Raw genomic sequence first — 12,971 nt, forward strand, 5'->3', positions numbered from 1 at the left:
GTGGCCCACGCTAGCCCATCTTGGCGTAGAACCAGCCCATCACCGGTGCGAGCGCACCGCGTGGAGCATACGAGGAGACGAAGTCCATGGCCTTCGACAGTGGGCCGGGCGTGATGCGGCGGCGGTTCTTCTTCATTGCGTCGATGGTCTCGCGGGAGCAGGACTCGTAGGTGGTCCAGAGGAAATCGGGCACGACTTTGTCCACGATGGACTTTTCTTCTTCGGGGATCACTGCATCGCGGACTGGACCGGGAGCCAGAAGGGTGCAGTGCACCCCGGTCTTCTTCAGTTCGTAGTGGAGGGCTTCGGTGAACGCGTTCACGCCGGCTTTGGTGAGCACATAGGTGGCGTTGTTCGGGATCGGCACATTGCCGGCGGCGGAGCCGACATTGCAGAGGGCGCCTTCGCCCCGGGGCACCATTTGGTCGAGGACGGCTTTGGTGATGCGGAAGACCGCCGTCGCGTTCAGGTTGAACTGGTTCGTCTCGTAGGTCCAGTCCTGGTCCATGAACGGGCCGAAGGAGGCGATGCCGGCGGAGTTGACGCAGATGGAGATGCGTTTTTCGTCGATAAGCGAAAGAAGCTTATCGACGTTATCGCTCACTGATAGATCGTGTGCGGCGACGATGACGTCGACGTTGTGTGCGGCGGAGAGTTCGTGGGCGAGCTGTGTCAGGACGTCTTCGCGGCGTGCGACGATGATGAGGTTGTGGCCTTCGGCGGCGAAATCACGTGCCATGGCCTCGCCGATGCCTTGGCTCGCGCCGGTGACCAAGGCGTAGGAATCGCGTGCGGGGGAGGGGAAACTCATGCCTGCGAGCCTACAGGTGCCAGCTACTCGGATTCGGGGATGCCGACGGAGAAGACGTCGCCGGGCTGGCAGTCGAGCGCCTGGCAGATCGCCGCGAGGGTGGTGAAGCGGACGGCTTTCGCTCGGTTATTTTTCAGAACGGAGAGGTTGACGGGGGTGATGCCCACTTGTTCGGCGAGAGCCGCGCCGGTGATTCCGCGTTCGGCCATTAGTTCGTCGAGGTGGCAGACCACCGTGGGTTCGGGATTCGGTTTAGACAAGGCCGTCCACGTCCTCTTCGAGCTTGGCACCGCGGCGCAGGGCGGTTGCCAGTGCGGCGAGGACGCAGGCGAGAACCAGTGCCGGGGCCAAGTCGGAGAGCGGGGTCGTGGTGCCCGGATCCTGCCACCAGTCGATTCCCAGCTGCGTTGCTGCCCAGTTATTGGCCATGCCCTCCAGGCCGAGGCGTGCAATGAAGAAAACGAAGATGCTGATCCATGCGGCTGTGAGGCGACGCGAATTCTTCTCTGTGAAGAACTCTCCTTTCGACATGTCGCTGAACGTGTTGGTGACCAGGAACACTGCGGCGAGTATGCCAATGAACTTCAGTGCGAGCGCGACGGTGTAGAGGGTCTGCGGACCCGAATCGAGATCGGCGAAGTGCAGTCCGCCCGCGACTGCGGGGGAGAGGCGGGTGGAGATGATGCCGTGCGATGCCAGCGCAACGATCTCTGGGAGGATCCATGCCAATGCGATGGCGACGGTGAGCACATCGGCCCACGAAATATTCGTGCTCTTGTCCTTCTTCGGCGGGCGCGGTTGTGGTGCCGGAGTGGGGGAGTTGGTCGGGTTCGTTTCTTGCGTGCCCATGGCTTCGATCCTTTCTTATCGACTTTCGATGTTGTCGCAATTCGATAATATCGCTATTCGATAAGCCGTCAAGGCTGCACACGAAAAATGCCGCCCCGCAGAAGCTATGGACGGCAGTGTTTGTGCTGGTGAAAGCTGGGGTGAAAAATCGGCGAAATTAGTTGTCCTCGGGGTGCCGGGGATCTCTCAGGCCCGAACCGTCCGGGGCGTGGGCCGGGTCGTGGCCGTATTCGATCTGTGCGTTGTTCTCGTCGACAAAAACGATGCGCGGGCTGTAGTGTTCCAGTTCCTCCTCGGAATACTGGGCGTAACCGATGATGATCACTAGGTCGCCGGGGTTGATCATGCGCGCGGCGGCGCCGTTGATGCCGATCACGCCCGAGCCGGCCTCACCTGTGATGGCGTAAGTGGTGAGGCGGTTGCCGTTGTCAATGTCGACGATGTCAATCTGCTCGCCTTCGAGCAGATCGGCTGCCTTCATCAGGTCAGCGTCGATCGTGCAGGACCCTACGTAGTGCAGATCTGCTTGAGTGACCGTGGCGCGGTGAATCTTGGACTTCAACATGGTGCGGAACACGGTTAGAAAGGTTACTCCACCTGTAGTTTGAGGCTATGCTCCCGCCTTGAAGTGGTTGATGTAGCAGCTCGGCCCCTCCGGCGGCTCCTCTGGGTCGTAGTCGTAGAGACCGTCCTCGCCCTCCTCGCCGGCGGGGATTCCATGGGTTCGGGTGTATTCCTCCAGCGAGTAATCATCCACCACGCATTGGAACCAATCCCGCATGTAGAGCGCCTGAATAGTCCGCATCGGGTGGTCACGTTCGAATTCCACGATCTGGCCGCGGTTGCCGCCGGCAACTCCCTTGGCGTCAATGCACAGATAACAGTCGGACCAGGATTTAGCGAAGGGAATCCAGCTCGGGTAGTACCAGGCATCGGAGGGGAATTCGGTGTCTTTAGCGTCGATAAGCGCGCGCCATGTCTCTAATGCCTCCTCGAGGCTGAGTAGCTGGACTGGGCCGATGATGTCCGTGCGGTTCGAGCCGTTGTGCCAGTGGTACAGCTCGACCAGCTCGGAGGGGAAATCGACGCCGGCTTTTTCCAGCAGCGGCGAATACGCGTTCACCGTCCGCTGGATGTCGGCGAGCGCCATCCCGTCGCCTAAAGCCATGAACGCCGGCGGGTAAACGGTGCCCATGAGAAATTCGAGTTCGTTGAGAGTCGCTGTGATCGTGAACGTGCTCTTCATGGCCCTCATCGTAATTTCACGCGGCGCACTTGTCGCGCGTTGTCGCACGTAGAATGTATATTTCAGTGCGCAATGGAAGCTGCGCCCCCAGCAGTGTCTGAAGTCATGACATAGTTGACACGGCGTGCCTGGGACATCATTCCTGATGGTTGACAGGTCAGTCGCGACATGGTTGACACTTAGGGGGCGGAAACATTCTGGGGTGATGGTTGACACCTCAGTCGCGACATCGTTGGCACCTTCCGCTACCCCCGCGCGTCTGGTGCCGATGCGGGGATCAGTCGGGACATCGTTGACAAATGAACAGCCCGAACCGCAACCTTGCCATCGTCAAAGCCGTCCGTGATCAAGGTGAACCAGTCATCAAAGTCGCCAAACGCTTCGGCATCTCCCGCCAGCGCGTCTACAAGATTCTTGCCGAGTTCGACGCCGGCGGCGCAGAGGCCATCGCCCCGAAATCCCGCGCACCGCACACCCACCCAAATGCCGTGCCGGACAGCTTGCGCAACTACATCATCGACATGCGCAAAGAACTCACCAAAGCAGGACTCGACGCAGGCCCAGACACCATCGCCTTCCACCTAGACAGGCAGGGGCTTCGCACCCCGTCAACATCAACGATCCGCCGCATCATCACTGACGCCGGACTCGTCGACCCGCAACCACAAAAGAAACCACGCAGCTCCTACATCAGGTTTGAAGCCGCCATGCCCAACGAATGCTGGCAAGCCGACATCACCTACCTCTTCCTCATCGACGGCAGACGCGTAGAAGTCCTCGACTTCATCGACGACCACTCCCGCTACCTGCTATCAATCACCGCCCGGCCAGCATTTACAGGCCCAGCAGTCGCAGCAGAACTCCAACGCCTCATCGACACCTACGGCCCACCGGCATCCACGCTCACTGACAACGGGCTGGTGTTCACCGCCCGGTTAGCCGGACGAAAAGGCGGCCGCAACGCTTTTGAGAAAGTCCTCACCGACAACTGCATCCAACAGAAAAACGGCCGGCCAGGACACCCACAAACTCAAGGCAAAATCGAACGCTTCCACCAAACACTCAAACGCTGGATCAACGCCCAACCACCCGCCGAAACCATCCCCCACCTTCAACGACAACTCAACGAATTCGCCGCCTACTACAACACCGAACGCCCCCACAGATCACTTGGGCGGCGCACCCCACAACAGGCATACACAACAGGACCCAAGGCCGAACCCAACCACACCCCCGAAGAAGAATGGCGCGTCCGCAACGATGTCGTCGCCCCCAGCGGCAAAGTCACCATCCGCTACGCCGGCAGGCTCTACAGCCTAGGAATCGGACGCGCCTACTACGGCGAAGAAGTCCTGATGGTCATCACCGACAACCACATCACAACATCACTAAAAGAAACCGGCGAACCCATCGCCGAGCACTACATCGACACATCCCGCAATTACCAAAAAGCCTACTGGCGAAAAGGCCAACCCCCACTGACCTGAAAACCAAAACCGGCGCCTTGGAAAAATAAAAACCAAGACACCGGTTTGTCCACCATGTCGCGACTGATCTGTCAACGATGTCGCGACTGAGGACAGCTGCGCCCCCAGCAGGATTCGAACCCGCGACCAGCCGGGTAGAAACCGGATGCTCTAATCCACTGAGCTATGGGGGCTTGCCCTTCTGTCGCACGTGCGGCGTGCGCGTTTGGGCGGACCTCATCGTAACGCACGGCGGGCGGCTTTCCATATTGCAGTCCATCGAAAGTAGGGTGATTGCCATGTCGCGTAAGCAAGCAGTGCAGTCGGCCTGGCCGGTCTATCTCGCGGTGCTGGTCGCCGGTGCCGTGGTGGCCGGGGCGTTGTCGTTCAGTTTCGTGGGGGGCTCGCTGGCCGCGCTGGGAATTCCGGACCCGGGTCCGCTGACCACCGCGGGGTTGCCGGCGTTGCGCGGCGTCGCGTGGTTGCTGGCGGCGCTGTCCACTGGGTCGTTCATGTTCTCGGCGTTCATGATTCCGCCGAAGGGCACGAAGCTTATCGACGCCCCGCTCACCGTCGACGGGCACCTCGCCGCCCGGACGGCATCCTGGTCCAGCGCGGGGTTGGCGCTCATTTCTGCGCTGATGATTCCGCTTGTGCTGTCGGACGTCTCCGGCACGCCGTTGGTCGAGGTCATCTTCTCGTCGGAGATGTGGGCCACTGCGCTGGACCGTGTGGCGGAGGCGAAGATCTGGCTGATCGTGGGGCTGATCGCCGCGGTTGTCGCCGCGGCGGGGTTGGCCTGCGGTTCGTGGGCTTCCCAGGTGCCGCTGTTCATCGGTGCGGTGATCACGGTCGTGCCATTGGGGCTGTCGGGCCACTCGGCGTCAGGCGGCAACCACGATTACGGCACGAACTCCTACCTGTGGCACCTGGTGTTCATGATGGTGTGGGTCGGCGGCCTGCTGGCGCTCATCGCCCACGGGCGGCGCTTGGGCCCGCACATGCCGCAGGCTGTGCGCCGGTACTCGATGGTGGCGCTGTTCGCCTTCTTCACGATGATGATCTCCGGCGTGGTCAACGCCCTGATCCGCGTGCAGTTCTCCGATCTCACCTCCACCGCTTACGGGTGGACGGTGCTGCTCAAGGTGATCGGCCTCGCCGTGCTTGGGCTGCTCGGCTTCGCGCACCGCCAGCTCACCATCCCGCAGCTGGAGGCCAAGCCGGGACTGTTCGTGCGCCTCGCGGTCGTCGAAACGCTCGTGATGGCGGCGGTGACAGGCGTGGCTGTGTCCATGGGGCGCACCCCGCCGCCTGCTCCCCTGGAACCCGACCTGACCGCGATGCAGATCCAGATGGGCTACAACCTCGAGGCCGCCCCGACGGTGACCAATGTCTTCGGCATCTGGCGCTTCGAGATGTTCTTCAGCGTTATCGCCGTGCTGCTAGCTGTGTACTACCTGCACCTGGTCCGCCGCGTCGACGGCTGGGACCATTCGCGCACCGCGTGGTGGTTGGCCGGCTGCGCGACAACGGTGCTGACGATGTCATCCGGAATCGGCATGTACATGCCCGCGAGCTTCTCCATCCACATGGTGGTGCACATGGTGCTGTCGATGGTGGTCCCGGTCTTCCTCGTGCTCGGTGCCCCGCTGACCCTGGTCAAGGAGGCGTACCCGGAAGGGGAGTTCAACCCGCGCGCATGGGTGGAAGCGTTCCAGGAATCCACCTTCCTGAAGGTGGTCACCTACCCGCCGGTGTCCACCGTGCAGTTCCTCGTGGTCTTCTACGTGCTTTACGTCTTCCCGTCGTTCTACGAGTTCGCGGTCTCCGAGCACGCCGGCCACCTGATCATGAACGCCGTCTTCCTGCTCTCGGGCTACTTCTACTTCTGGGACCTGATCGGGCCCGACGAGGTGCCGAACCGCCGCTCTACGGTGATCCGCTTCGCGTGGTTCGTCTTCTCCATGCCCATCCACCTGTTCATGGGCGTGTACCTGATGCAGCTCAATTTCATCCTGGCGGAGAACTTCTACACGAACCTCGAGCTGCCGTGGAACCCGGATCTGCTGCGCGACCAGAAGGTGGGAGGCGGCATCGGTTGGGCGGCCGGCGGTTTCCCCATGGCGCTTGTCTTCGTCATTCTTCTGCTGGGCTGGCTTCGCGACGACCGCGCCGACGCGAGAGCCATCGACCGCCGGGAAGCAGATTCCGGCGACGAGGAGTGGCGGGCGTACAACGAGATGCTCGCGCAGTACTCCGCGCGCACCAAGAACGGACAAAATCCGCGCCAGTAGAACGGTCCCGCTGTGGATAACTGGGACTTATCCACAGATTCGCGTTGGGGCGCTCGCGCGCAACCCGGATTGTGGGAAAAGCTAGAAGCGCCACCTCCTTATCGGGGCAGGTGGTGAACAAGAAACTCAACCGCAATGAAAGGTTCTACTGACCATGTCCCAACTTCCCATCACTCTTTCCGGCAACCTCACCGACGACCCGGTGATCAAGAATTTCGACACCGGCAGCACCCTGACCCGGATGCGCGTGGCCACCAGCCGCCGTGTGCGCACCGATAACGAGGACGAGAACGGCAACGCCCAGTGGGCGGACACGGACCTGCTCTACATCGATGTGGAGTGCTGGGGCCAGCTGGCCGTCAACACCCACGTCTCCCTTGTGAAGGGCATGCCCGTCGTGGTCGTCGGGCGCCTCGTCTCCGACAAGTGGACCGATGCCGAGGGCAAGACCCGCTACAAGCACATCATCAAGGCGAACCAGATCGCGCTGGAGCTGACCCGCTTCCAGGCGTCCTCCCGCTCGACCAGCGTGCAGAAGCACACCGTCAAGGGGATGAACGAGGTCGAGGAAACCACCCGCGACGACATTGTCGAAGAGACCGGCGAAATCGCCACCACCTCCAGCAGCTCCACAAGCCCTGCCAACTCAGGCGGGGAATCCGGCGTGGTGGAGCGCTCCGGAACGGCCGAGGATTTGAGCTTCGCCGACCGCGAACGCGAGAAGGTTGAAGCGGAGCAGGGGGCACCGGTGCCCGTCGGCTAGCTCCTGCAGCTTCGACGGCGCCTGATTTCGGGCTCACGGTACGGTTCCCGCGTGGGGCGGGTGATGTACCCTTTGTGGTGATTTACGTTCATCCGCCTACACGCTTGTAAAGGGGACTTTCAGTGGCCGAGTTCATCTACACGATGAAGAATGTTCGCAGGGCCGTCGGTGACAAAGTCATTTTGGACAATGTCACGATGGCCTTTTATCCCGGCGCCAAGATCGGCGTCGTGGGCCCCAACGGCGCAGGCAAGTCCTCGCTGCTGAAGATCATGGCGGGCATCGACCAGCCGAATAACGGCGAGGCTTTCCTCGACCCGGGTGCAACAGTCGGCATCCTGCTGCAGGAGCCGCCGCTGAACGAGGAGAAGACGGTCCGCCAGAACGTCGAGGAGGGCCTGGGCGACATCTTCGACAAGAAGCAGCGTTTCGAGGAGATCGCCGCCGAGATGGCCACGAACTACTCCGACGAGCTCATGGAAGAAATGGGCAAGCTGCAGGAGGAGCTCGACGCGGCTGACGCGTGGGAGGTCGACTCCAAGATCGAGCAGGCGATGGAGGCTCTGCGCTGCCCGCCGTCCGATTCGCCGGTGACCAACCTTTCCGGTGGTGAGCGCCGCCGCGTCGCACTGGCCAAGCTGCTCCTCACACAGCCCGACCTGCTGCTTCTCGACGAGCCGACGAACCACCTCGACGCCGAGTCCGTCCTGTGGCTGGAGAAGCACCTGCAGGATTACCCGGGTGCCGTCCTCGCCGTGACTCACGACCGTTACTTCCTCGACCATGTCGCGGAGTGGATCTGCGAGGTCGACCGCGGAAAGCTCTACCCGTACGAGGGCAATTACTCCACCTACCTGGAGAAGAAGGCTGAGCGTCTCGAGGTCGCCGGCAAGAAGGACCAGAAGCTGCAGAAGCGCCTGAAGGGCGAGCTGGAGTGGGTCCGCTCCTCGCCGAAGGCGCGCCAGGCGAAGAACAAGGCGCGTCTGGAGCGCTACGAGGAGATGGCGGCCGAGGCGGAGCAGTACCGCAAGCTCGACTTCGAGGAAATCCAGATCCCGACTCCGCCGCGTCTGGGCAACAAGGTTGTCGAGGTCAAGGACCTGAACAAGGGCTTCGACGGCCGCACCCTGATCAAGGACTTGTCGTTCACCTTGCCGCGCAACGGCATCGTGGGTGTCATCGGCCCGAACGGTGTGGGTAAGTCGACGCTGTTCAAGACGATCGTGGGCTTCGAGGAGCCGGATTCCGGTTCTGTCGAAGTCGGCGAGACCGTGAAGATCTCCTACGTCGACCAGAACCGCGAGAACATCGACCCGGAGCAGACGGTGTGGGAGGTCGTCTCCGACGGCCTGGATTACATTCACGTTGGCCAGAACGAAATGCCGTCCCGCGCTTACCTGTCCGCGTTCGGTTTCAAGGGCCCGGACCAGCAGAAGCCGTCCAAGGTGCTCTCCGGCGGTGAGCGCAACCGCCTGAACCTGGCGCTGACGCTCAAGCAGGGCGGAAACCTGATCCTCCTCGACGAGCCGACCAACGATCTCGACGTGGAGACCTTGGGCTCCCTGGAGAACGCGCTGCAGAAATTCCCGGGCTGCGCTGTGGTCATTTCGCACGATCGCTGGTTCCTCGACCGAACCTGCACCCACATCCTCGCCTGGGAGGGCAATATTGAGGAAGGCAAGTGGTTCTGGTTCGAAGGCAACTTCGGCGACTACGAGGCCAACAAGGTGGACAGGCTCGGCGAAGAAGCTGCCAAGCCGTCCCGCGTCACGCACCGCAAACTGACGCGCTAGTCCACCTCTCTCAGCCCTCCCGCGTGCGCTTTTGGCTGCATGTGGGGAGGGAGACACCCAACAGAAAGGACAGACGGACGCATGGCCGAGAACGCCCCGAACAATATCCAGCACATCACGTTGCGCTGGAATGATTTCGACCGTTACGACCACCTGAACAACTGCAAGTTCCTGGATATCTCGCAGGAGGCGCGCATCGCCTTCATGCGCGAGAATTTCAGCGACCGCGAGCAGGAATTCGGTGTGTTCGTCCGCCATGTTGAGATCGACTACCTGCGTCCGGTCATGGCCGACACCACGTCGGTCGAGGTGGAGACCACTGTCACGGAGATCGGCAACACGTCCTTCAAGACACGGCAGGATCTGAAGGACCGCCAGGGCCGCGTGTGCGGCGTGGTCAACACGGTGCTGGTCGCCGTCGACCTGTCCACGGCCTCCCCGCGCGAGATCACGCACGAGGAGCGCGGCATTCTCACCGCGGGCTCTGCTCCGGCGGGGGAGTAGTGGCTACCGAGACACTCACTGTCACGGCCGGGGCCGCCGGGCTCAAGGCGCTCGTCGAGCGGGCGCTCCACCTCGATGCGGGTGGTTCAGCACGCTTTTCGACGCTGGGTGCGCCCGGCGCACCCGGCACCCCCGCCGTCGACGTCTTTGTCACCACCCCGTTCGGATGCACTGCGGCACGCCGGGTGGCGGGCGAGGCCTCCCGCGACGGGGCAGTGGTGTCCCTTCAGGCGCTGCGCGATGCCCTCGCCGCTGGGGGAGGGGACAGTGGCGTATTCGATGCCGGCCCGCCGCGCGACGCGAACTGGTTGGGCGCATTGCCGCCGAAGTCGGGCTACACCGAACGTGATGTCGTACCGGTGAGTGTCGTGCGCGATCTGGCTGACCAGGGCCGGCGCCTGGCGCGGCAGTTCTCGGGACCGATGGGGCCGCCGCGGTCCCTGCTCGAGCAGATCGTGCTCACCGCTGACACGGAGCAGACGTCGGGGACACCGGTGGATGTGCCGATGCGCATGATCTTCACCTGCACGTCCCTCGGGCTCATTCCGGGGCCGAGCGCGCGGGTGGAGATCCCGCGGCATCTGCGCGTTTCCACCGCCGGCCGGTGGATCAGGATCGACGCCCCCTTCGGTAGCGTCTACCACTCCTCCGGGGGCATCAACCTGTTCGGCTAGCCGAACAGCCGTGTGAGGTGCTCCGACCCGAATTTACGGGCGGGATCCATGTGCTCGCGCAGCGCGCAGAATTCGTCGAAACGCGGGTACATCTCCGAGAAATCCTCCCGGCCGAGCGTGTGCATCTTTCCCCAGTGGGGTCGCCCGCCGGCGGCTTTGAGGATGTCTTGGACAGCGGGGAAATACTCGTGGGAGTTCATCGCCCGCGGCACGTGGAAGGCGATGTACATCGATTCGCGGCCGGTGGAGGTGGACAGAGCCACGTCGTCGGCGGCGGTGGTGCGCAGCTCGAGCGGGAAAGGGATGAGCCAGTTGCGGCGGTCCAACTCGCGGCGGATCTCGCGGACTGCCTCCGGGCCGTTTTCCAGCGGCACGGCGAATTCGGTCTCGTGGAAGCGCACCCGGCGCGGAGTGGCGAAGACGTCGTGGGCGCGGGAACGGTAGCGGTTCGCGGCCATCGCGCCCGCCGCCACGCTATTGAGCATCGGGGTTGCTTTAGGAACGGCCCGGGCCACGGCGAGCGCGGCGGCGAATGCGCCGTTGCCAATGAGGTCGTCTTCGATGAACCGCGTGATCCGGCCGCGCACTTTCGGGTCTCCGCCGGGGGCGGGAGCCCCGGGTGCCAGACGGGTATTCGACTTCACCATCGCCCGGTCCGTGTGAGGGAACCAGAACGCCTCGTAGTGGTCGACGGCGCGGGAGTTGGCCTCCCAGGAATCCAACACTGCATCGAGGCTATCGGCTCCCTCCTCCGCGAGCAGGTCGAAGGCGTCGACGCACTGCATCTCCACTTCCACGATGACACCCAGGGCGCCCAGCGAGACAGTCACCAGGCGCAGAGCGTCGGGCTCGGTGTCGATGGAGTACTCGCGACGGTTGCCGTCGGCGTCGATAAGCGAAAGACCCGTGATCGTGCCCGCGAAGCCAGTCCATTCGATGCCCGTGCCGTGTGTGGAGGTGGAGATGGCGCCGGCGACGGACTGGACGTCGATATCGCCTTGGTTAGCCAGTGCGAGTCCGAACGGCTGCAAGTACTCGGGGATGCGGTGCAGGCGGGTGCCGGCGAGGAAGCGGACGCGTTTCGTCTCCGGGTCGATGCGCACGATGCCGGCCAGCTTGTCCAGGCTGATCATCGATTGCGTGCCCGCCGCCACTGGCGTGAACGAGTGTCCGCCGCCGACGGTGCGCACCGTCTCCCCGGCGGGCAGGGTGCGCACGATGTGCTGCACTTCCTCGACTGTGGCGGGGTAGTAGAACGCGGTCGGGTTCGTGTTCACCGACCCGGACCAGTTGCGGAAGTTCACGCCCGTACGCATTTCAGGTTTGCTGATTGTGAAGGTCATCGCAGTGTCCACCCATTTCCTCTGTATGTGTCCCAAGTTTCTGCCGTGCCGTCCGGGTGGACGGCGACGATCCCGTCGACGTGCTCCGTCATCTCGCCGGCCTTCGCGTGGCGGAACCACACCAGGTCCCCGACGGCCACACTGTCCGCTGCCGGTCCGTGCAGCGGGGTCTGCACCTCGCCCGCGCCTTCTGTCGCGGAATAGCGCAGTCCGCCGGGGTGCACGGCGACAGGGACGCGGTCGGCGGCGGGCGGGCCAGAGGCGATCCAACCGCCCGAGTTGACGGTGGCCCACCCCCGCGCCGGGATCCGCGAGACTTGGCAGATGAAGAACGCGGCGGCGCGGTGGTTCACCGTGGCGAAGTGGTCGAAGATGACCGGGGTGTAGAACCCGGAGCCGGCCGCGAGCTCCGTCAACGTGCCTTCGGCGGCGCTGACGTCGAGCGAGCCGGTGCCGCCGCCGTTGACGAATTCCAGGTCCGCGTGAGCCCGCGCCGCATCGATGCACGCCTTGCGCCGTGGCCCCAGCTGCTCCATCGAGGTGCGCCGCAGCCACCGCTTCACAGACCCGGCCACGCCGGCCTCCGCATCAGTGACGGACGCGACCTGACCCTCGTAGGCCATGACCCCGACGAGGCGGAGGCAACGCTTATCGACGATCCGTCGTGCCAGCCCGTCCACCTGCTCCGGTGTCCGCACCGGGGAGCGCCGCGGCCCGATGACCGCGCCGGGCAGGTGCAGCGTGCAGTCCAGGTCGATGGCGACCTTAACGGGTCCCGAACCTTGTGCCGCCGCTTCGATCAGCTCGAGGTGTTCTTCGCAGTCGACCATGACGGTGATGACATCCCGCAGCTGCTTGTCTGCCGCGAGTTCCCGCAGCGCGGATGAATTCACGCAGGGGTAGGCGACGACAATGTCGTCGAAGCCTTCGGGTGCCAGGCGGATGGCCTCCGGGACGCTGTAGGAGAGGATCCCGGTGAAGCCGTCATGGTCGAGCGCCCTGCGCAGTGCAGTGACGCTGCGCAACGATTTCGATGCCACGCGGATCGGCAGCCCGCCTGCGCGGCCGGCCATCTCCTCGGCATTGTGGTCGAAGGCGGCGATGTCGACGACGGCGTACGGGGCCGCGATCTGCCCGCTCTCCACGAGCGGCGGCACGACCGCGAGCAATGTTTGTGAAGGGGTGGTGAGAGTGGACGGCATGACGCCATCGTAGTTTTGCAAAACTA

The 12,971-nt window shown here is 63.4% G+C and carries 13 protein-coding genes and 1 tRNA gene; 6 read left to right on the forward strand and 8 right to left on the reverse strand.

The window, feature by feature from the left end; translation table 11 throughout:
• Window positions 1-10: 10 nt before the first annotated feature.
• The 5 genes from cmrA to QYR03_RS10185 form a co-directional block, all read right to left on the reverse strand.
• The gene (gene cmrA / locus QYR03_RS10165; RefSeq protein WP_301713553.1) at window positions 11-811 is read right to left on the reverse strand and encodes a mycolate reductase; all 801 of its coding nucleotides are present in this window, start codon (window positions 809-811) and stop codon (window positions 11-13) included.
• A gap of 23 nt (window positions 812-834) precedes the next feature.
• Window positions 835-1,020 carry a helix-turn-helix transcriptional regulator gene (locus tag QYR03_RS10170; RefSeq protein WP_301979043.1) on the reverse strand — a complete coding sequence of 62 codons (186 nt, stop codon included), beginning with the start codon at window positions 1,018-1,020 and terminating at the stop codon, window positions 835-837.
• A gap of 43 nt (window positions 1,021-1,063) precedes the next feature.
• Entirely contained in the window at window positions 1,064-1,660 is a 597-nt protein-coding gene (locus tag QYR03_RS10175) for a DUF2975 domain-containing protein (RefSeq protein ID WP_301713554.1), read from the reverse strand.
• A gap of 157 nt (window positions 1,661-1,817) precedes the next feature.
• Window positions 1,818-2,237: an aspartate 1-decarboxylase gene (panD, locus tag QYR03_RS10180; RefSeq protein ID WP_259851824.1), complete on the reverse strand. Its 420-nt coding sequence runs from the start codon at window positions 2,235-2,237 to the stop codon at window positions 1,818-1,820.
• A gap of 33 nt (window positions 2,238-2,270) precedes the next feature.
• A complete protein-coding gene (locus QYR03_RS10185) occupies window positions 2,271-2,906 on the reverse strand; it encodes an SMI1/KNR4 family protein (protein ID WP_259851823.1) in 636 nt (211 codons plus the stop codon).
• A 299-nt stretch (window positions 2,907-3,205) separates the two neighbouring features.
• On the opposite strand from QYR03_RS10185, the gene QYR03_RS10190 reads away from it, so the two are divergent.
• A complete protein-coding gene (locus QYR03_RS10190) occupies window positions 3,206-4,393 on the forward strand; it encodes an IS481 family transposase (RefSeq protein WP_301713561.1) in 1,188 nt (395 codons plus the stop codon).
• 99 nt (window positions 4,394-4,492) lie between these two features.
• Here the strand turns inward: QYR03_RS10190 and QYR03_RS10195 are convergent.
• A tRNA-Arg gene (locus QYR03_RS10195) sits at window positions 4,493-4,566 on the reverse strand.
• 105 nt (window positions 4,567-4,671) lie between these two features.
• On the opposite strand from QYR03_RS10195, the gene QYR03_RS10200 reads away from it, so the two are divergent.
• The 5 genes from QYR03_RS10200 to QYR03_RS10220 all read left to right on the forward strand — a co-directional run bounded on the left by QYR03_RS10200 (window position 4,672) and on the right by QYR03_RS10220 (window position 10,400).
• Complete coding sequence (locus tag QYR03_RS10200) at window positions 4,672-6,666, forward strand: cytochrome c oxidase assembly protein (RefSeq protein WP_301713517.1); 1,995 nt, start codon at window positions 4,672-4,674, stop codon at window positions 6,664-6,666.
• 154 nt (window positions 6,667-6,820) lie between these two features.
• Entirely contained in the window at window positions 6,821-7,429 is a 609-nt protein-coding gene (locus tag QYR03_RS10205) for a single-stranded DNA-binding protein (RefSeq protein WP_301713518.1), read from the forward strand.
• Between the two features lie 122 nt (window positions 7,430-7,551).
• Window positions 7,552-9,222, forward strand: a complete 1,671-nt coding sequence (gene ettA / locus QYR03_RS10210; protein WP_301713519.1) for an energy-dependent translational throttle protein EttA — start codon at window positions 7,552-7,554, stop codon at window positions 9,220-9,222.
• 81 nt (window positions 9,223-9,303) lie between these two features.
• Window positions 9,304-9,726 (forward strand): thioesterase family protein, encoded by a 423-nt coding sequence (locus QYR03_RS10215; RefSeq protein ID WP_301713520.1) that lies wholly within the window; start codon window positions 9,304-9,306, stop codon window positions 9,724-9,726.
• Window positions 9,726-10,400, forward strand: coding sequence for a hypothetical protein (locus QYR03_RS10220; RefSeq protein ID WP_301713521.1), 675 nt, complete (start codon window positions 9,726-9,728; stop codon window positions 10,398-10,400). The genes QYR03_RS10215 and QYR03_RS10220 overlap by 1 nt, the downstream gene beginning before the upstream one ends.
• On the opposite strand, the gene QYR03_RS10225 is transcribed toward QYR03_RS10220, so the two are convergent.
• Both QYR03_RS10225 and QYR03_RS10230 read right to left on the reverse strand, forming a co-directional pair.
• Window positions 10,397-11,743, reverse strand: a complete 1,347-nt coding sequence (locus QYR03_RS10225; protein ID WP_301713522.1) for a D-arabinono-1,4-lactone oxidase — start codon at window positions 11,741-11,743, stop codon at window positions 10,397-10,399. The two genes, QYR03_RS10220 and QYR03_RS10225, sit on opposite strands and share 4 nt — an antisense overlap.
• Entirely contained in the window at window positions 11,740-12,945 is a 1,206-nt protein-coding gene (locus tag QYR03_RS10230) for an alanine racemase (RefSeq protein WP_259851265.1), read from the reverse strand. The genes QYR03_RS10225 and QYR03_RS10230 overlap by 4 nt, the downstream gene beginning before the upstream one ends.
• Window positions 12,946-12,971 lie beyond the last annotated feature (26 nt).

Source organism: Corynebacterium sp. P4-C1 (assembly GCF_030503595.1).
Lineage (GTDB): Bacteria > Actinomycetota > Actinomycetes > Mycobacteriales > Mycobacteriaceae > Corynebacterium.

What these genes read in the sequence shown, in the direction of transcription:
- cmrA (WP_301713553.1), bottom strand. Translation starts at nt 811, where the DNA reads ATGAGTTTCCCCTCCCCCGCACGCGATTCCTACGCCTTGGTCACCGGC.
- QYR03_RS10170 (WP_301979043.1), bottom strand. Translation starts at nt 1,020, where the DNA reads ATGGCCGAACGCGGAATCACCGGCGCGGCTCTCGCCGAACAAGTGGGC.
- QYR03_RS10175 (WP_301713554.1), bottom strand. Translation starts at nt 1,660, where the DNA reads ATGGGCACGCAAGAAACGAACCCGACCAACTCCCCCACTCCGGCACCA.
- QYR03_RS10185 (WP_259851823.1), bottom strand. Translation starts at nt 2,906, where the DNA reads ATGAAGAGCACGTTCACGATCACAGCGACTCTCAACGAACTCGAATTT.
- QYR03_RS10190 (WP_301713561.1), top strand. Translation starts at nt 3,206, where the DNA reads ATGAACAGCCCGAACCGCAACCTTGCCATCGTCAAAGCCGTCCGTGAT.
- QYR03_RS10200 (WP_301713517.1), top strand. Translation starts at nt 4,672, where the DNA reads ATGTCGCGTAAGCAAGCAGTGCAGTCGGCCTGGCCGGTCTATCTCGCG.
- QYR03_RS10205 (WP_301713518.1), top strand. Translation starts at nt 6,821, where the DNA reads ATGTCCCAACTTCCCATCACTCTTTCCGGCAACCTCACCGACGACCCG.
- QYR03_RS10215 (WP_301713520.1), top strand. Translation starts at nt 9,304, where the DNA reads ATGGCCGAGAACGCCCCGAACAATATCCAGCACATCACGTTGCGCTGG.
- QYR03_RS10225 (WP_301713522.1), bottom strand. Translation starts at nt 11,743, where the DNA reads ATGACCTTCACAATCAGCAAACCTGAAATGCGTACGGGCGTGAACTTC.
- QYR03_RS10230 (WP_259851265.1), bottom strand. Translation starts at nt 12,945, where the DNA reads ATGCCGTCCACTCTCACCACCCCTTCACAAACATTGCTCGCGGTCGTG.